The following is a 17,864-nucleotide window of genomic DNA, read 5'->3' on the forward strand; positions in this document are numbered from 1 at the left end:
TACAAGTCGACCGCGTTCCGCCGAAACTCCTCGTCGTAGTGCTTCCTGGCCATGATCTCGATTCTCTCGCTTCCCCAGCATCATGCTGGATTCAGCGTGTCCAAGAACCAGGGGTAAGGCCCAACCCCACCATCAGTACATCCCCACCATCAGTACGTCCCCACTGCCGGCACGATCACCGTGTACAGCGCCGACAGCACCGTGTTGGCGACGAACACCAGCGCGAACGCGATCACCACCGCCTCGTTGACGGCGTCCGCCACCCCCCGCGGACCGCCGTGCGCGTGCAGCCCCTTGAACGTCGCCACCAGCGTGGACGCCACCGCGAAGATCGCCGACTTCACCAGCGCCATCACGAAATCCGAGGTGCGCCCGTACTGGCTGAACGTGGCCAGGAACGCGCCGGCCGGCAGATGCTGCACATACACGTGGTAGGCGTAGCAGGCCATCACCCCACCGAACGTCACCATCGCGCACAGCGCCAGCGACACCACCACCGCCGCCACCAGCCGCGGCGCCACCAACCGCTCGAGCACGTCGACACCCATCACCTCGAGGGCGTCGACCTCCTCCCGAATCTTCCTCGAGCCCAGGTCCGTACAGATCGCCGAGCCGGCCACCCCCGCCATCATCAACGCACACACCAGGGCCGACGCCTGCCCCACGATCACGAACGCCACCACCGCCCCCGAATACCCGCCCGCCCCGATCCGGCCCGCCAGCTCCCCCACCGACACCGCCACGAACACCCCGACCGGGATCATCAGCAGCAGCGACGGTCCCGTGCTCACCCGGCCGACGAACAGCGTCTGCGCCACCGTCTCCTGCACCGACAGCCGCCGGTGGGCCACCGCCCGGGCCAGTGCGGCGAACGCCTGCACCGAGAACCCGATGAGATACCCGCCCTGCAGGGCCACATCACGCAGTGGCCCCTTCGCGACAGGCAACTCGAACGTCATTGCAAGGCCCGGAGCGCGCCCTTGACGACCTTCCCACTCGCGTTGCGCGGCAACGCCTCCACACACAGCAGCGCCTTCGGATGCTTGTACCGGGCCAGCTGCGTGCCCAGGAACTCCTGCAGCTCGTCGAGCGTCAACCCGCCGGCGTCCGGCCGCAACGCCACCACCGCCACCGGGATCTCCCCCCACCGCGGGTCGGTGCGGCCGATCACCGCCGCCTCGAGCACCTTCGGATGCGCGAACAGCGCGTTCTCCACCTCCGCGCAGTAGATGTTCTCGCCACCGGAAATGATCATGTCCTTCTTGCGATCCACCACGTAGACGAACCCCTCACCGTCCACACGCACCAGATCACCCGAATGGAACCAGCCGCCGTGGAACGCGTCCGCCGTGGCCGCCGGATTCTGCCAGTACCCCAGCATCGTCGTCGGACCCCGATACACGATCTCCCCCACCTCGCCCGGCGGAACATCGTTCATGTCGTCGTCCACGACGCGGGCCTGCACCGTCGGAATCACCCGGCCCACCGACCCGAGCTTGCGCAGCGCATCCTCCCCGTCCAGCACGCACGTGATCGGCGACATCTCCGTCTGCCCGAACACCGCCACGTTCGACGCCTCCGGGAACGTCTCCGCCATCGCCCGCAACACCGTGTCCGACGCCGGAGCCGCGCCCCAGGAAATGTTGCGCAGCTTCAGATTCCGCGGGCTACTCTGCTGCGCCGCACACATCGCCTGCCACTGCACCGGCACCAAGAACAGCGAGGTGACCTGCTCACGCTCGAGCACGTCCAGCAGCGTGTCCGGATCGAACGCGCCCACCGGATGGATCACCGTCGTCAACCCCAGCATCAGGCTCGGCGCCATCGACCCCAGCGCCGCAATGTGGAACATCGGCGACGCACAGAAACCGATGTCGTCGGGGCGGTGCATCTGGAACGCCCGGATACACGTGAGGGCCTGCGCCGACATGTTGGCGTGCGTGAGCACCGCCCCCTTCGGCCGGCCCGTCGTCCCCGACGTGTACATGATCAGCGCCGGCGTGTCGTCCGGGACGTCCACCGGCAGGGGCGACTCCCCCGCCTCGGCGATCAGCGCCTCGTAGCCGTCGGGCTCCCCCACCGTGATCACCTGCTCCAACTCGGACGTCTCCGCCCGCACCGCCTCCACCAACGGCGCCAGCACCGTATCCGTCACCACCACGCGAGCACCGCTGTCCCGCACCAGGAATGCCACCTCCGGCGCCGTCATCCGGAAATTCACCGGCACCGCGATCGCGCCCAGAGCGTTGGCCGCCAGCACCGTCTCCAGATACTCCGGCCGGTTGAGCATGAGAATCAGCACCCGGTCCCCGAACCGCACCCCACGGCGGTCCAGGGCACCGGCCAGTCGCTCCACCCGATCGTGCAGCGTCGACCACGTGATCGTGGCGTCCTGGAACCGCAACGCCGCCCGGTCCGGGATCATCAGCGCATGCCGGGCCACCTGGTTGTTCCAGTTGTTGCGGCGGAAACGTCCGGCCTCGAGCGCGGCCGTGGGAGTTGCAGTTGACGCGACCATCGAAGGTTCCTCTCGTGCGGAGCGAGCCCATCGTGCGATGTGATGCAGGTTACACACATTGCGTGGTTTCGGGCGCCTTTTTGTTAACGGCGATTCTCCGGACGTGTGCTGCTCTCACGGGATCTGCGGCGGACGCTTCTGCAGCATCGCCGCCGCCCCCTCCGCGAAATCAGCCGACGCCAAAAGCTCGGCCTGGCCCCGATGTTCACGTTCCAGCGCCCGGTCCAGCGCGTCGAGGGTGACCGCATTGAGTGCCCGTTTCGTCAGCTCGAGGGCCCGGCGGGGACCCGCCGCGAGCCGGGCCGCGACCGCCCGGGCGTGCCCCGCGAGTTCGTCGTCCGGGAGAGTGCGGGAGATCAGGCCGATCCGGTCCGCGTCCGCCGCACTCACCCGCTCCCCGAGCAGCGCCAACTCCGCCGCCTTGGCCCGCCCGATCGCCGCCGGCACCAGCAGACTGGTGCCGCCGTCCGGCATCAACCCGATCCGGGTGAACGCCAGCAGGAAGTAGGCGCGCTGCGCCGCGAACGTGAGATCGGCGGCCAGTGCGAGCGACACCCCGATCCCCGCGGCCGGGCCGTTCACCGCCGCCACCACCGGAACCGGCGCCGTCACGATCGCCCGGATCGCGTCGTTCGCCACATCCATCACCAGCCCCGGATCGGACGGATTCTCCGCCATCGCAGCCAGATCCGCGCCCGTGCAGAACGCCGTCCCGGCACCGGTGAGCAGGACGGCCCGCACCGCCGGATCGTCCCCGGCGTCGCGGATCGCGTCGGTCAACTCGCGCATCGTGGCCATGTCGACGGCGTTCATCCGCTCCGGCCGGTCGATCGTCAACTCCAGCACCGCATCGCGCAGCACGCGCCGCATCGTGGTGGACATACCGGTTCCCCCTTCGGACGGCCGACAGTGCGATCACTGTCCGATCAGGTCGGGTGGTTGTCAAGGGGTGCAGACGAATTCGACCCGGTCGTGCGTTATGCTGCGCTGCACCAGACCCACAGGCCCCGGAGGTGCGCGGTGGTGCAGCGGACCGAACCCCGACGCCGACCCAAGGATCGCAAACTCCAGATCGCCACCGTGGCCGCCGAAGCATTCAGCGCCCGCGGTTATCACGGCGTCGGCGTCGACGAGATCGCCGCCGTCGTCGGCATCTCCGGGCCCGCCCTGTACCGGCACTTCCCCAACAAGTACGCACTGTTCCTGCGTGCCGCAACGGATCTCGCGGACACCCTCGACGTCGCCCTCGCCGCCGACGCCGCCCACGACTGCGCCGACCCCGCCGAACGTTTGAACGGGCAACTCCTCGCCGCGATCCGCACCACCGTCACCCACCGCCGCACCGCCGGCCTCTACCGGTGGGAGAGCCGGTACCTCGCCGCCGACGACCGCGCCCGCATCCGCGCCACCATCGAAACCGTCAACCAGCGCATCGCCGACACCCTCACCGACCTGCGCCCCGGCCTGCCCGCCCGCGACGCCGTCCAGCTCTGCGTCGCCATGCTCGGCGTGATCGGCAGCATCACCGTCCACCGCACCACCCTGCCGCCGCGCCGCCTCGAACGACTCCTCCAGTGCGCGTGCCGCGCCGTCGCCGGCGTCGAACTGGTCGCCGTCGACGACGGGGTGCCTTCAGCGTTGCCTGTTGTCGATGCGTCGTCGGGCGACCGTCGCGAAGCCCTCCTCGGGGCGGCCGTCACCGCATTCCACGCCCGCGGCTACCACGAGGTGAGCATCGAGGACATCGCCGCCGCCGCCGGCATCACCGCGTCCGGCGTCTACCGGCACTTCACCGGCAAAGCCGACCTGCTGGCCGCCGCGTTCCACCGTGCCGCCGACCGGCTCGCCGACGCCACCACCACCGCCCTGAACGGCGCACCCACCTCACGCGACGCCCTCACCGCCCTCGTCGACGTGTACGTGCGACTGTCGTTCCAGCAGAGCGAACTGATGAGCGTGTACGTCGCCGAACTCGCCAGCCTCCCCGACGGCCCCCGCACCGAACTACGCGCCGTCCAACGCCACAACACCGACCAGTGGGCACACCTCCTCGCCGACACCCGGCCCGAACTGTCCGCCACCGACTGCCGCTTCCTCGTCCACGCCGCCTTCGCCCTCGTCCTCGACGTCGGCCGCATCCTGCACTTCGACGCCACAGCTTCGAACCAGGCTCGGGTGCGGACGCTCGTCGAAGCGGTGCTGTTCGGGGGTTGAGGGTTGCTGCGGGCGGTTACTGCGGGACGTTGCTGCGGCAACGGCCGAGAGGGTCACGCAGCAACAGCCCTCCGTGGCCGAAGCCGCGCCGCCCGAAGCACCCACCACCCCGCCGCGGGCGGTTGCTGCGGCAACGGCCGAGAGGGTCGCGCAGTAACGTCCCTCAGTTCGCAGAAACCTCGAAGCTGGCCGAAGTTCTGCGCAGAGACTACGATGACTACGTATGAAATAGACGTAGTTGACGTAGTAGACGGGAGCGGTCCGATGACGTCGACGATGACAACTGCCCAGGCCACCGCCCTGATGAAAACCTTCACCGATACGTTCACCGAAGCCCTGCGCGGCAAAGCCGAGCCGACGGCTGCGCTCGCGAAGGCCGTCGAACAGGCACTACCACCCGACGCCCGACTCGACCTCGCCGTCCAACTGATCGACAGCGCCCGCAAGGACCCCGCCGCACAACGAGACGCCGCACGCAAGAAGGCGCACGCCTCGATCTTCGCGACACTCGACACGTGGAGTTCGTCGGAGGTCGGCGAAGCGCTGTCCGCGACCGGGAGCCGCAACCGGGCCATCGCCGGTGACCTCCGCAAGAAGAGTAAGATCATCGGACTGCCCAGCGGATCACGACCCGACTACTTCTATCCGTCGTTCCAGTTCGACACGGAACAGCGCCGTGTGAAACCCCTCGTCGTGTACGCCAACGAGCGCATCCTGCCCGCCGACGACCCCTTCGGCGCCGCAAACTGGTGGCTGATGCCCCGGTCGATTCTCCGCGGCCGCTCACTACTCGAATGCCTGAACGACGGCAGCCTCACCGAGATCGGAATCGACAACGTCCTGGCGTTGTCGGGGCAGGGCATGTGAGGCATTGCGGAAGTACAACGGAACGCCGGCGGACATCGCGATCGTCCCGGCCGGGTCCACCCTCTGGCGCGTCCTGTCGTCGACCACAAAGCATCCGCCGAACAACTTCAACGCCAAGAACATTCAGAAGTTGGAGGACGCACGAGCACTCGACCCGATGACGGCACCCATGCCACGTCAGGGGCGGTTCGACCTGGTACACGACGACACCGTCTGCCCTGGCGGTAGTGCACTCGGCGGGCAGTTGTACGTGGGACTCAGCGTTGCCGCCGTCGTAGCCGAGGGCATCCTGCGCGGCACCGACGTCCCCGCTGTGCCCGTGCTCCCCCAAATCGCAGTCGACGGCCTCGCGCTGGCCGAGATGGTGACGGATCAAGACATTCCCGTTGCCGTCCTCGACGAGCAGAAGAGCCTCACACGGATGAACCAGCGCCTCGAACTGTTCGGCTGCGATCCGCTGGACTACTACGACACCCGTGTCACCGGCACCAATATCCTCGCCTGCACTCCGCGCGCACACGGCCTCCGCTACCGGTGCCGCAACGGATTCGAAGAACGCGCACTGCTGCTCGCAGACCGCGGCCAGGACATGCGCATCCGCGTCGAACGGCTCGAGAAGATCACCACGTCGGGATGGGCACACGACATGATCACCACCGCACTCTGGGATTCCTTCGGGCTGACACTCGGCTGACCCCGCCGCGGGCTGTTGCTGCGACAACGGCCGAGAGCGTCGCGCAGTAACGTCCCTCCGTGGCCGAGACCGCGCCGGTCCATGCACCCCCACCCCGCCGCGGGCGGTTGCTGCGACAACGGCCGAGAGCCCGGCGCAGTAACCGCCCTCAGATGAGGTGTTTGTGCTTGGTGAGGCGTCGGCGCATGTCCCACAGGTAGTAGCGGGACGGAAGTTGCCGCACGGTCCGCGGCACCAGGCGGTACACCGGCGGCAGCAGACGCATCAGCGCATCGAAGCGGCGCTGGTCGCGTGGGCTCCACGGCAACGCGAACTCGTCGCGCAGCCGCGGCGGCAGCAGACCCGTCGTGACGAACCGCTGCACCGGCATCAGCGCCGGCAGCGGCGCATCCCCACCCGACAACAAGGCCCGCACGTACGCGCGCACCTGGTCGTCCACCTCCACCGAGGCGATCATCTTGTCCCAGTACACGTCGAACGCCGCCCGATCCGCCGGCCACATGTCCGGCTTCACCTGCAGCGCCGTCCCGTACACCGCCGACTCCTGGTACAACCGTTCGGCGTCCGCGTCCGACAGCACCCCGAAGAACCGCTCGTACATGTCGGCGCCGTTGCGGTACAGCGTCGCCGCCACCCACAGCTGCAGGTCCGGATCGAATGCGTTGTACCGCTCCGACCGCACCGGCACGTGCACCCGATTGACCAGCCGCACCACCGCCCGCCGCTCCTCGTCGGTGCCGAGCGTGACCGCGTACACGTACGTCATCGTGGTCCGCAACCGGTCCAGCGGGCGCTGCAGCGTCGTACTATGTTCGGCCACACCGTAACCCACACCGGGCAGCGCCAACTGCAGCAGCACCGTCGGGCCGGCGCCGAGCAGCAGCATCGACTCGCCCACGAAATCGGCCAACGCGACCCGCTCCGTCACGACCATGTTCCGATCCCCTCCAAATGCGCCACCAGACGGTCGGCAGCGTCGTCGAACTGGATACGCGTGTGCGACGTCACGGCGTCCCGATCCCGCAGCCGCATCGCCTCGATCAACCGCATGTGCGACGCCACCGCCAACTCCCCCCACGCCGGGTCCGCCGCATACAACTCGTACGGCGTGTAGCGGGCCGCGCTGGCGAGGAACCACGCCAGTTTCGGGCCGCGCCCGATCCGGCACAGCTCCCGATGGAACTCGTACTCGGCCTCCGCAATCCGGTCCACGTCCGCCACCGTCACGGCCCGCCGCAGCACGTCGGTGAGACCCGCCAGCCGCGCCAGATCGTCGCCGGACGCCAACCGTGCCGCCCGCACCGCCAGTTCGACGGTGATCTGCCCCTGCAACCAGAAGATGTCGTGCACGTCCTCGCGGGTCAGCGGGGAGACGACGTACCCGCGGTTGGGTACCGACTCCACCATCCCCTCCCCGCGCAACGTCAGCAGCGCCTCCCGCACCGGGGTGACACTCACCCCCAGTTCGGCGGCCGTCTCGTCGAGGCGGACGAACGCGCCCGGCCGCAGCCGACCGGACATGACGGCGCTGCGCAGGTGCGCGGCAACAGCTTCGGACAGCTGCGGTTTCCGCAGCGGCCGGACCGGAGCAACCACGACACCCCCTACAGCCCGTACGTCTTGCCGATGATGTCGCGCTGGATCTCGTTGGTGCCGCCGTAGATCGACGACACCAGCGTCTTGCGGACGTGGCCCTCCATGTCGAACTCAGTGGCGTAGCCGTAGCCGCCCATCATCTGCATGCCCTCGAGTGCCACCTTCTTCGCGGTCTCGGTGGCCTTGAGTTTCACCATCGACGCCTCCCGCGGGAACAGCTTCTCGGGATGCGCGTCGACCATCCTGGCCGTCGAATAGACCAGCAGCCGGGTGCATTCGATCTCGGTGGCCAGGTCTGCGATCCGGTGCCGCAGCGCCTGGAACGTGCCGACCGGTCGGCCGAACTGTGTGCGCTGCGTGACGAACTCGAGGGTGTCGTCGAAGGCGCGTTGCGCGGTGCCGAGCATCATGGCGCCCAGGATGAGCCGTTCGATGTTGAGGCCCGTCATGAGCTGCGCCCAACCGCCACCGACCTCGCCGACCACCGCGTCGTCGGGCAGATGGACATCGGTGAGGTACAGGTCGTTGACCTCGCGGCCGCCCATCGTGTCGATGCCACTGATCTTCAATCCGGGTGTGTTCGCGGGCAGGTGGAACATCGTCAGGCCCTCATGCTTGGAGCCGCCGCGGTCGGTGCGCGCCACCAACAGGATGTTCTCCGCGAAATGGGCGTTGGAGCACCACGTCTTCTGCCCGTTGATCAGCCAGCCGTCGTCCACCTTCTCGGCGCGGCAGCTCAGGTTGCCGACGTCCGAGCCGGCTTCCGGTTCCGACATCGAGATGGACTCCGACGCGCCGCGGACGATCCCGCCGAGTACGACCTGCTTCTGCTGTGCAGTACCGAATTTGGCGTACGCGGCGCCGGTGATGAGGGTGGGGCCGATGCCGCCGATCGGGGCCATCCCGCGCGCAGACTGTTCGAGCAGGATGCACATGTCGACGGCGGTGCCGGCCGATCCGCCGTACTCCTCCGGGATCGTGACCCCGAGCCAGCCGAGATCGGCCATCTTTCGGTAGAGGTCCTGGTTGTGACTGTGGGCGCCGTGGTCGGTGAGCGCGTCCCGCTGCTCCCGCGTGCCACATTCCCTGCGACAGAACGCGGCCACCGCGTCCGCGAAATCGCGCTGCTCAGAAGTGAAATCGGCCGTCATGAGAGGCTCCTGCCTACGAGATTCCGGAATCGGTTGTCCGTGCGCGCCGAGCGGCATAGTGTGAGCGTCACCACAGTGAATCACATCAAATATATGTGATGCGACCCCTCGAGCGGAGGTACTTCGAGTGACCCGAGAGTTGAGTTCCGACGCTGACACCGCCACCACCTTCCCCAGCCTCGACCCGCGCACCGGCGCGGTCCTCGCCGAGTATCCGGTGGCGTCGGACGCCGACGTCGCCGCGGCCGTCGCGCGGGCCCGCGGAGCCGCACGCTGGTGGGACGCACAGGGTTTCCGTGGCCGCCGCGACTGGCTGTTCGAGTTCAAGAAGGCGATCGCGTCGGATGCCGACGGTCTCGCCCGCGTCATGTCCGCCGAGACCGGCAAACCGCACGGCGACGCGCTGCTCGAGATCATGCTCGCCGTCGAGCACCTCGACTGGGCGGCCCGCAACGCGAAGAAGATCCTCAAGGCCCGGCGGGTGCCGTCCGGCCTGGTGAGCGCCAACCAGTCCGCCACTCTCGAATACCGGCCGCTCGGTGTGGTCGGGGTGATCGGACCGTGGAACTATCCGGTGTACACGCCGATGGGGTCCATCTCGTACGCGCTCGCCGCCGGTAACGCGATCGTGTTCAAGCCCAGCGAACTCACCCCGGGCGTCGGAAAATGGTTGGCGGACAAGTGGGATTCACTCGCCCCCACGCAGCCCGTGCTACAGGTGATCACCGGATTCGGCGCCACCGGCACCGCCCTGTGCCGCGCCGGCGTCGACAAGATCGCGTTCACCGGGTCCGGGCCCACCGCCCGCAAGGTCATGGCCGTGTGCGCCGAAACCCTCACCCCGATCGTCGCCGAATGCGGCGGCAAGGATGCCATGCTCGTCGCCGAGGACGCCGACCTCGACAAGGCCGTCGAATTCGCGGCGTTCGGCGCGTTCGGCAACGCCGGGCAGACGTGCGCCGGCGTCGAACGCATCTACGTCGCCGAACCGGTGTACCGGCAGTTCCTCGACAAGCTCACCGCCGCCGTCGAACGCGTCCGCCCCGGCGGCACCGACGAGCACACGTACGGGCCGATGACGCTGCCCCGGCAAGTCGACGTGGTCCGACGCCACATCACCGACGCCCTGGACCGGGGTGCGCGGGCCGTGGTCGGCGGAATCGGTTCCGTCCACGAACGATTCGTCGACCCGGTGATCCTCACCGATGTTCCGGAGGAGTCGGCGGCGGTGTGCGAGGAAACCTTCGGGCCGACCGTCGTCGTCAACTCCGTCCGCGATCTCGACGAGGGCGTCGAGCGGGCCAACGCCACGTCGTACGGGCTCGGTGCGTCGGTGTTCACCCGCGACAAGGCCCGCGGCCGCGCGGTCGCCGACCGACTGCGGACCGGCATGGTGTCGGTCAACTCGGTGCTCGGGTTCGCCGGGATTCCGTCACTGCCGTTCGGTGGCGTCGGCGAATCCGGGTTTGGCCGCATCCACGGCGCCGACGGTCTGCGCGAGTTCAGCCGCCCCAAGGCCGTCACGGTCCAGAAGTTCTCGGCCCCACTGAATCTGCTCACCCTCGAGCGGTCCGCGCGGGACATGAAGATCTCCGCGTGGATGCTCAAGGCCCGGCACGGGCGGTGACGGCATGACCCTCACGCCCACCCGCCGCGCGCAACACTTCCCCACCCCCGACCCACATCCGCGGCCCGCGCCGGGACGGATGGGCTGGCTGCGGGTGATCGAAACCCTCGACCCGGAGACCCGGCACCAGGACATCCTGCGGATCACCGCCGGCTACGAGTTCCCGTGGGACTACAAACGGTCGCTCGAGTTCGCCCTGTTCCGCACCTACTGTGTGCCGTCGATCTCCGAACTCCTCGCCCGCACCGGCGAATTCGAGCACCGCCCGCAGAAACGCTACGACGACACCGCCCTGCTCATGGGCGAACTCGTCGAACACGGCTACGACTCCGAACGGGGACGCGACTCGCTGCGCAACATCAACCGCATGCACGGCCGCTACGGCATTTCCAACGACGACATGCTGTACGTGCTGTCGACGTTCGTGTACGACCCCGTCGACTGGATCGACCGGTACGGGTGGCGGCGGCTGCACCCGCACGAGCGGCTGGCGTCGTACCATTTCTACCGTCAGGTCGGAATCCGCATGGGGATCAAGGACATTCCCGGCTCGTACCAGGATTTCCACACGTTCAAGATGGACTACGAGCGGGACAATTTCGTCTACAGCGACGACAACCACCGCATCGGCACCTACACGCTGCACCTGTTCCAGTCGTGGTATCCGCGGGTCGTGGCCGGCCCCGTCGCGTCCGCCGTGTACGCGCTCGTCGACGACCGCATGTCGGCGGCGTTCGGGTTCCCGTCGGGATCACCGCGGGTGAAAGCCGTCGCCGAGGCCGGGCTGCGGGCCCGTTCCTCGGTGGTGCGACGCCTCCCCAAGCGTCGGACGTCCCGCGGCGCCGGTGACCCGAACAACCGCACCTACCCCGGCTACCCCGTCGGCTACTGCCCTCTGGATCTCGGCACAGGTACTCACTGAGCCGTGCGCGCGAACGCCTCCTCGACGGCGTCGATCCCGGCTCGGATCGCGGGCCCGGCGTTGTCGGCGCGCCACACCGCGTAGATGTCCCGGTACAGCCGCGGCTCGCTCGCCACCAGCGCCACCCCGGCGGGCGGCTCGTCCACCGACAGCCGCGGAATCAGGGCGGCCGCCAGCCCGGCCGCCGCGAACGCCAGATGCGTCGACACGTCCGACGCCTCGAAGTCGATGCGCGGCTCGAACCCCTGCCGGCGCAGCGTCGCCACCAGCCAGTCGTGGAATGCGGTGCCCGCACCCCACGCCACCCACGGCGTCGTCGACAGCGCCGCCAGCGGGATCGTGGCGGTCTGCGCGAGCGGATGGTCGGCGGCCAGGGCGACGTCCGCGGTGTCGCGGTGGATCAGCCGGGACTGCAGGTCCACCGGGATGTCGATGGGCGCGGACTCCCAGCTGTCCACCACCCCGATGTCGATGCGGCGTCGGGCCACCGACTTCAACGTCACCTCGGTCTCGGCCTCGGTGACCGTGACGTGGACGGGATAGCGGGACAGCAGATCCGATACCGCGCTCGGCAGCACGACGCGCGACGCCGTCACGAACGACCCGAACCGGATCGGCCCGACCACCTCGCTGCGCATGGCCGCGATCTCGGCCGCGATGCCCGACGCGTGCGACAGCAGTTCGGTGCCGCGACGGGCGAGCAGTTCCCCCGCCGGTGTCAGGCGCAGTCCCCGGCCCGCCGGCTCGAGGAGTTTCGCGCCCATCTCGCGTTCGAGTTTCGCGAGCTGTTGGGAGACACCGGACGGGGTGACGTGTAGCAGTCGGGCGGCCGCGGCCACCGATCCGGTCTGCGCCACGGCGCACAGCGCTCCTACGCGGTCGAGGTTCAACACGGTAGAAATGCTACCGAACGTTGAGAACTACTTCTTACTTGTCGTTTCCGCAGGTAACGACCGATAATCGGTCAAGTGCAGATCACCGAAACCCGTCGCGCGGACCCGCGCATGCTCGCCGTCGGCGGCGCCCTCGCCATCTCCCTGACCGCGGTGTTCATCCGCGCCTCCGACGTCTCCCCCGCCACATCGGTGTTCTTCCGGTGTCTGCTCGCATTACCACCGCTCGTGCTGGTCGCCTGGTGGGAACACCGGCGCGGTCACCGCGTCACCCGGCAGGACGCGATGCGGTTCGTCGTCGCCGGCACGCTCCTCGGCGTCGACTTCGCGCTGTGGTCGCAGTCGATCATGCTCATCGGCGCCGGCATCTCCACCGTGCTCGTGAACATCCAGGTGGTCGTCGTGCCCCTGCTCGCGTTCCTCGTGTTCGGCACCCGCATCCCGCGCCGGTTCCTCGTCGTCATCCCCGTCCTGTTCGCGGGCATCGCCCTCACCGGCGGCATCGGCAGCGGCGCCACCGCCGGAGACAACCTGCTGTGGGGCACGATCCTGTCGCTGCTGTCCGGCATCGCCTACGCGGGCTACATCTTCGTCGTCGGCGGCAGCGGATCCGCCGACACCGCCGGCACCCAGGTGCTCATCTCCACCGCCGTCTCCGGCATCGTCGGCTCCGCCATCGGATCCTGGTGGGGCCCCATCGATCTCACCCCCGGCTGGACGGCGTTCGGCTGGCTCGTCGCACTCGCGATCTCGGCGCAGTTCGTCGGCTGGATCCTCCTGGGCCGCTCCCTGCCCCGCCTCGCCCCCGAGGTGGGCGCCACCCTGCTGCTGCTCCAGCCGGTCCTCGCGATCGGCGCCGCCATGCTCATGCTCGGCGAACGCCCCACCGCCCTGCAACTGCTCGGCTGCGCGATCGTCGTCGGCGCCGCCTGGTTCGTCGCGTCCCGGCCGCGGTCCGCCGAGCCGACGCGGGAGGTTGCTGCGGAGGACACTCGGGCGATGGCGCAGTAACCGCCCGCGTCACACGTCGGCGCCCGCCTCGCGGAGCTTCTCGCGCACCCGGCGCACCAGTGCCGCGGGACGCTGGTACAGCAGCGTGGAGTCGACCTTCACGATCGTCCAGCCCAGGTCCTCGATCTGCGCGGCACGTTCGATGTCCCACGACCGCTGCCGCTGATCGAGCCAGTGGTGGGAGCCGTCGTACTCCACCAAGAGCCGCCACGTGCGCCAGCCCATGTCGGAGCGGGCGAACTCCCGGCCGCCCTTCGTGTGCACGATCTGCGTTTCCGGCCACGGCAGTCCGGCATCGACGATCACCAGGCGGGTGTGGGTCTCCGGCGGCGACTCGGCGCCGGGATCCACGAACGGCAACCGGTCCAGCAGATCCCGCATGCCGGGCGTGTGCGGGTGGCACTTGGCGACCACCGCGATGTCCTCCACCGAGATACCGGTCATCCGGCACAGGTCGTCGAGTGCGGCGATCGCGTCCCGGCGTGGCAGCCGTCGGCCCAGGTCGAACGCGGCCCGCGCCGCCGTCACCACCCGCATCCCGTCGATCGTGCACACCTCGTCGGGCCGCAGGTCGCAGTTGTGGACGAGCATCCCGGCCGGCGCACGGTGGTGGCCGCGCCGGATCACCTCGGCCGGCGCGTCCACATCCACCCACTTCGCGCCGTGCAGTGCCGCCGCCGACCAGCCGGTGAGGACGGCGCCCGGGCCGGCGAACAACCAGGCCGCCCGCGCCCGGAGCGCCGGGGTGAGCACGGTGCGCCGCGGCACGTACACGTCGCGGTAGACACGGGTGAAGTCGTGCCGCAGACGGTGGACGGTCATGGTGCCGACGGCGACGGCGTCGGATCCTCGAAACGGGTGCATGAGTGCAGAATCCGCGAGGTATCGCCACGATGGAACGGCCTGACGCGATCTGTGGACAACCGAATTCGTTGTCCACAGATCGCCTCGAGGGGTTGTGGAACGCAACAAGGGCGGTTACTGCGCGGGCCTTTCGGCCGATGGTGCAGTAACCGCCCTCGTCGAACGTGTGGACGTGCCTATGCGGCAGCCTTGACCGGTTCGTCGTCCGACATCCGAATGTCGGGGGCCTCGACGGGTCCGGTCTCCTGCGCGTAGTAGAAGTGCGGGCGGCGGTGGCCGAGGAACGACCCGAACCACGACATGACCGCGACGTACCGGTTGCGGAAGCCCACCAGGTACACCATGTGCACCGCGAGCCACAGCACCCACGCGACGAAGCCGGTGAGCTCGATGCCCTTGACCTTGGTGACGGCGCGGAAGCGGTTGATGATCGCCATCGACCCCTTGTCGCGGAACGCGAACGGGGTGCCGCGCTTGGTCTTGCCGAGGATCGTCTTCGCGACGTGGCGGCCGCCCTGCATCGCGACGGGTGACTGTCCGGGCAGATTGTTCAGCGACGTCATGTCGCCGACCGCGAATATGTCGGCGCGGCCGCCGACGGTGAGGTCGGGGTTGACGAGGAGGCGTCCGGCGCGGTCGGTGTCGCAGCCGGTGCGCTCGGCGAGGACACCCGCAAAATCGTTGGCCTGCACGCCCGCCGACCAGATGACGGTCTCGGCGGTGCGGCGCACCCCGGTGTCGCTGCCGTGTGCCTTGAGGGTGGCGCCGTGCTCGTCGATGTCGGTGACGAGGGTATTGAGGACGACCTCGACACCCGACTTCTCCAGCGACTCCAACACGTAGTCGCTGAGCTTGCCGCCGTACGCGGGCATCGCGACACCGGCGCCCTCGACGAGGGTGACGGTGACGTCGTCGGCGGTGATACCGCGGATGGCCTGCTCGAAGTAGCGGCCCGCGAGCTCCTTGATCTGCCCGGCGAGCTCGATGCCCGTGGCGCCGGCACCGATGACGATGAAGCTGAGAAGGTTCTTGCGGCGCTCGAGGTCGCTCGTGGTGTGGGCTTCCTCGAAGCAGCGCACGATCTGGGCGCGCAGACGTTCGGCGTCGTCGACGGTCTTGAGCGCGAACGTGACCTTCGCGAACTCGTCGCGTCCGAAGTAGCTCTGCCGGGCGCCGGTTGCGGCGACGAGCGAGTCGTAGCCGAGGGTGTGGCGCTGTCCGGCGGCCTCGTAGACGAGAACCTTCTCGTCCGGGTCGACGTCGACGACGCGGCCCAGGCGGACGTCCGCGTTGGGGTACTCGGCAAGGATCGCGCGGATCGACGGAGCGATCTCACCGGCCGCGAGGACACCCGTGGCCACCTGGTAGAGCAGCGGCTGGAACAGGTGCTCGGTGGTCTCCGAGACGAGAACGAACGGCTTGCCGGCCTTGGCGAGTTTCTTCGCCGTGGCGAGGGCACCGAATCCGGATCCGACGATGACCACTTCGGTCCGATCCACGGTTGCTGCACCATTCGTGCCCACGGCTACCTCCTCGTTGAGACGTATGAGAAACACCGTAGGAGTGCTCATAACTTTTCCGCCAACAAACAGGGATATTCGGAACACAGTTATCTGGATCGTTCATAAGTAGTATGGGCGGATGGACTTCCGGCAGCTCCGCTACTTCCTCGCCGTGAGCGAGGAGCTGAGCTTCAGCAAGGCCGCGAAACGCTGCTTCATCTCGCAGTCCGCGATCAGCCACCAGATCGGCAAACTCGAGCAGGAACTCGGCGCCACCCTGTTCGACCGCTCCACCCGCTCGGTGCAACTGAGCCTCGCCGGCACCCGGCTACTCCCCATCGCGCAGGAAGTACTGAGCCTCGAGACCAAGGCGTTCGCGGTCGTCAAGGAACCCCGCAACCGCATCCGCATCACCGCGTCCATGAGCTTCGCGCCGCAATGCCTCACCGCGATCACCCACGTCCGCGAGAAACACCCGCAGATCGACGTCGAATTCGTCATCAAGAACTTCACCGACCGCATCGAGGCCGTCTCGTCCGGCGACGCCGACATCGCCCTCATCCGCGGCGAAGTGGACCGGCCCGGACTCGAGACCGTCGAACTCGGCGTCGAAGACCTCATGATCGCGACGTCCAACCAGCATCCGGTGTCCGCGTTCTCCACCGTCGAACTGAGCGAACTCGCCCCCTACCCGCTGCTGCTGCCGCCCCGTCACAGCCAGGTCCTCATCCACACCGTCGTCGAGAACGCGTTCGTCGACGTCGGACGCCGCGTCCAACTCGGCCCGCCCATCGCCCGCGACCACACCGCGATCCTCGACGTCATCACCAACCCCCGCGCCTGGACCGTCCTCTACGCCAGCACCATCACCGACGTGCCCCGCCCCAGCCTGTGCCTCATGCGGGAACGCGACAACCGGCTGCGGGTACCGGTCAGCGGTATCGTCCGGGCCGGGGCCACCGAGGTGCCCGGTATGACGAGCCTGATCCGGTCGCTGCAGCGGACGGTGACCGAAGACAGCAGTGCACCCCCGGACCCGCCGAAGCAGGCCGGGGGCACACCCACCGGATAGTTACAGCGTCCGACGTCCCGACAGGGCCCGTCCGAGCGTCAGCTCGTCGGCGAACTCGAGGTCGCCGCCCATCGGCAGCCCCGACGCCAGCCGCGACACCGTCAGCCCCGGGAAGTCCCGCAGCATCCGCACCAGATACGTCGCGGTGGCCTCACCCTCGGTGTTGGGGTCGGTCGCGATGATCACCTCGGAGACGTCGACGCCGTCCTCCTGGTTGCCGATGCGGGTGAGCAACTCCCGGATCCGCAGCTGGTCCGGGCCGACACCGCTGAGCGGATCGAGTGCACCCCCGAGCACGTGGTAGCGGCCCCGGAACTCACGGGTCCGTTCGATGGCCTGCACGTCCTTGGGTTCCTCGACGACGCACACCATCGTCCGATCCCGCCGCGGATCCGCGCAGATCCGGCACTTCTCCTCCTCGGAAACCGTGCCGCACACGACGCAGAACTGGACACCGTCGCGCACCTTCTGCAGCACCGCCTGCAGCCGGTCGATCTCCGGCGGCTCCACCGTCAACAGGTGGAACGCGATGCGCTGCGCACTCTTGGGCCCGATACCGGGCAGCTTGCCCAGCTCGTCGATCAGATCCTGGACGGGGCCTTCGTACAACGCGCGCCTCTAGAAGGGCAGACCGGGCAGGCCGCCCGCGAGCGGGCCCAGCTTGCTCGCCGCGATGTCCTGCGCCTTGTTCGACGCGTCCACGATCGCCCCGATCACGAGATCCTGCAGCGTCTCGATGTCCTCCGGGTCGACGACCTTGGGGTCGATCGTGAGGCCGACGACCTCGCCGGTGCCCTTGACCGTCGCGGTCACCAGACCGCCACCGGCCTGGCCGGTCACCTCGGCCTGCGCCATCTCCGCCTGCGCCGCCATGAGCTGCTGCTGCATCTGCTGCGCCTGCGCGAGGAGCTGCTGCATGTCGGGCTGTCCACC

18 protein-coding genes are annotated in these 17,864 nt (G+C 68.6%); 7 read left to right on the plus strand and 11 right to left on the minus strand.

What is annotated here, in order from left to right; genetic code table 11:
* Positions 1-149: 149 nt before the first annotated feature.
* From E0497_RS18585 to E0497_RS18595, 3 genes are all read right to left on the minus strand, one after another.
* On the minus strand, positions 150-959 hold the full coding sequence (locus tag E0497_RS18585) for an ABC transporter permease (RefSeq protein ID WP_137726286.1): 810 nt from the start codon (positions 957-959) through the stop codon (positions 150-152).
* Positions 956-2,518, minus strand: coding sequence for a fatty-acid--CoA ligase FadD5 (gene fadD5, locus E0497_RS18590; RefSeq protein ID WP_137726287.1), 1,563 nt, complete (start codon positions 2,516-2,518; stop codon positions 956-958). Before fadD5 ends, E0497_RS18585 begins: the two co-directional genes overlap by 4 nt.
* 114 nt (positions 2,519-2,632) lie before the next feature.
* Complete coding sequence (locus E0497_RS18595; protein ID WP_137726288.1) at positions 2,633-3,400, minus strand: enoyl-CoA hydratase; 768 nt, start codon at positions 3,398-3,400, stop codon at positions 2,633-2,635.
* Positions 3,401-3,541: 141 nt separating this feature from the next.
* On the opposite strand from E0497_RS18595, the gene E0497_RS18600 reads away from it, so the two are divergent.
* From E0497_RS18600 to E0497_RS18610, 3 genes are all read left to right on the plus strand, one after another.
* On the plus strand, positions 3,542-4,732 hold the full coding sequence (locus E0497_RS18600; protein ID WP_241665967.1) for a TetR/AcrR family transcriptional regulator: 1,191 nt from the start codon (positions 3,542-3,544) through the stop codon (positions 4,730-4,732).
* 276 nt (positions 4,733-5,008) lie between these two features.
* On the plus strand, positions 5,009-5,599 hold the full coding sequence (locus E0497_RS18605) for a hypothetical protein (protein WP_137726289.1): 591 nt from the start codon (positions 5,009-5,011) through the stop codon (positions 5,597-5,599).
* Between the two features lie 4 nt (positions 5,600-5,603).
* A complete protein-coding gene (locus tag E0497_RS18610) occupies positions 5,604-6,293 on the plus strand; it encodes a hypothetical protein (protein ID WP_137726290.1) in 690 nt (229 codons plus the stop codon).
* Positions 6,294-6,441: 148 nt separating this feature from the next.
* Here E0497_RS18610 and E0497_RS18615 read toward each other — a convergent pair whose 3' ends face one another.
* Genes E0497_RS18615 through E0497_RS18625 form a run of 3 tightly spaced genes read right to left on the minus strand, consistent with a single transcriptional unit; the run spans position 6,442 to position 9,040 of the window.
* Entirely contained in the window at positions 6,442-7,227 is a 786-nt protein-coding gene (locus E0497_RS18615) for an oxygenase MpaB family protein (RefSeq protein ID WP_137726291.1), read from the minus strand.
* Positions 7,218-7,889, minus strand: a complete 672-nt coding sequence (locus E0497_RS18620; protein WP_137726292.1) for a GntR family transcriptional regulator — start codon at positions 7,887-7,889, stop codon at positions 7,218-7,220. The genes E0497_RS18615 and E0497_RS18620 overlap by 10 nt, the downstream gene beginning before the upstream one ends.
* Before the next feature lie 8 nt (positions 7,890-7,897).
* Positions 7,898-9,040 (minus strand): acyl-CoA dehydrogenase family protein, encoded by a 1,143-nt coding sequence (locus tag E0497_RS18625; RefSeq protein WP_137726293.1) that lies wholly within the window; start codon positions 9,038-9,040, stop codon positions 7,898-7,900.
* A 127-nt stretch (positions 9,041-9,167) separates the two neighbouring features.
* On the opposite strand from E0497_RS18625, the gene E0497_RS18630 reads away from it, so the two are divergent.
* Positions 9,168-10,667 carry an aldehyde dehydrogenase family protein gene (locus tag E0497_RS18630; RefSeq protein WP_137726294.1) on the plus strand — a complete coding sequence of 500 codons (1,500 nt, stop codon included), beginning with the start codon at positions 9,168-9,170 and terminating at the stop codon, positions 10,665-10,667.
* 4 nt (positions 10,668-10,671) lie between these two features.
* A complete protein-coding gene (locus E0497_RS18635) occupies positions 10,672-11,589 on the plus strand; it encodes an oxygenase MpaB family protein (RefSeq protein WP_137726295.1) in 918 nt (305 codons plus the stop codon).
* Here E0497_RS18635 and E0497_RS18640 read toward each other — a convergent pair.
* Positions 11,583-12,482: a LysR family transcriptional regulator gene (locus E0497_RS18640; protein WP_137726296.1), complete on the minus strand. Its 900-nt coding sequence runs from the start codon at positions 12,480-12,482 to the stop codon at positions 11,583-11,585. The two genes, E0497_RS18635 and E0497_RS18640, sit on opposite strands and share 7 nt — an antisense overlap.
* Before the next feature lie 75 nt (positions 12,483-12,557).
* Between E0497_RS18640 and E0497_RS18645 the strand changes: the two genes are divergently transcribed.
* Entirely contained in the window at positions 12,558-13,493 is a 936-nt protein-coding gene (locus tag E0497_RS18645) for a DMT family transporter (RefSeq protein ID WP_241665968.1), read from the plus strand.
* Positions 13,494-13,502: 9 nt separating this feature from the next.
* Here the strand turns inward: E0497_RS18645 and E0497_RS18650 are convergent, their stop codons facing one another.
* Positions 13,503-14,357 (minus strand): hypothetical protein, encoded by an 855-nt coding sequence (locus E0497_RS18650; RefSeq protein ID WP_137726297.1) that lies wholly within the window; start codon positions 14,355-14,357, stop codon positions 13,503-13,505.
* 176 nt (positions 14,358-14,533) lie between these two features.
* Entirely contained in the window at positions 14,534-15,856 is a 1,323-nt protein-coding gene (locus E0497_RS18655; RefSeq protein ID WP_137726298.1) for an NAD(P)/FAD-dependent oxidoreductase, read from the minus strand.
* A gap of 142 nt (positions 15,857-15,998) precedes the next feature.
* Here E0497_RS18655 and E0497_RS18660 point away from each other — a divergent pair, with 142 nt between their 5' ends.
* Positions 15,999-16,931, plus strand: coding sequence for a LysR family transcriptional regulator (locus E0497_RS18660; RefSeq protein WP_137726299.1), 933 nt, complete (start codon positions 15,999-16,001; stop codon positions 16,929-16,931).
* Here the strand turns inward: E0497_RS18660 and recR are convergent, their stop codons facing one another.
* Complete coding sequence (gene recR / locus E0497_RS18665) at positions 16,932-17,540, minus strand: recombination mediator RecR (RefSeq protein WP_137726300.1); 609 nt, start codon at positions 17,538-17,540, stop codon at positions 16,932-16,934.
* 9 nt (positions 17,541-17,549) lie between these two features.
* Positions 17,550-17,849 carry a YbaB/EbfC family nucleoid-associated protein gene (locus E0497_RS18670; RefSeq protein WP_241665969.1) on the minus strand — a complete coding sequence of 100 codons (300 nt, stop codon included), beginning with the start codon at positions 17,847-17,849 and terminating at the stop codon, positions 17,550-17,552.
* Between the last annotated feature and the right edge of the window lie 15 nt (positions 17,850-17,864).

This window comes from Prescottella subtropica (assembly GCF_005434945.1).
GTDB lineage: Bacteria > Actinomycetota > Actinomycetes > Mycobacteriales > Mycobacteriaceae > Prescottella > Prescottella subtropica.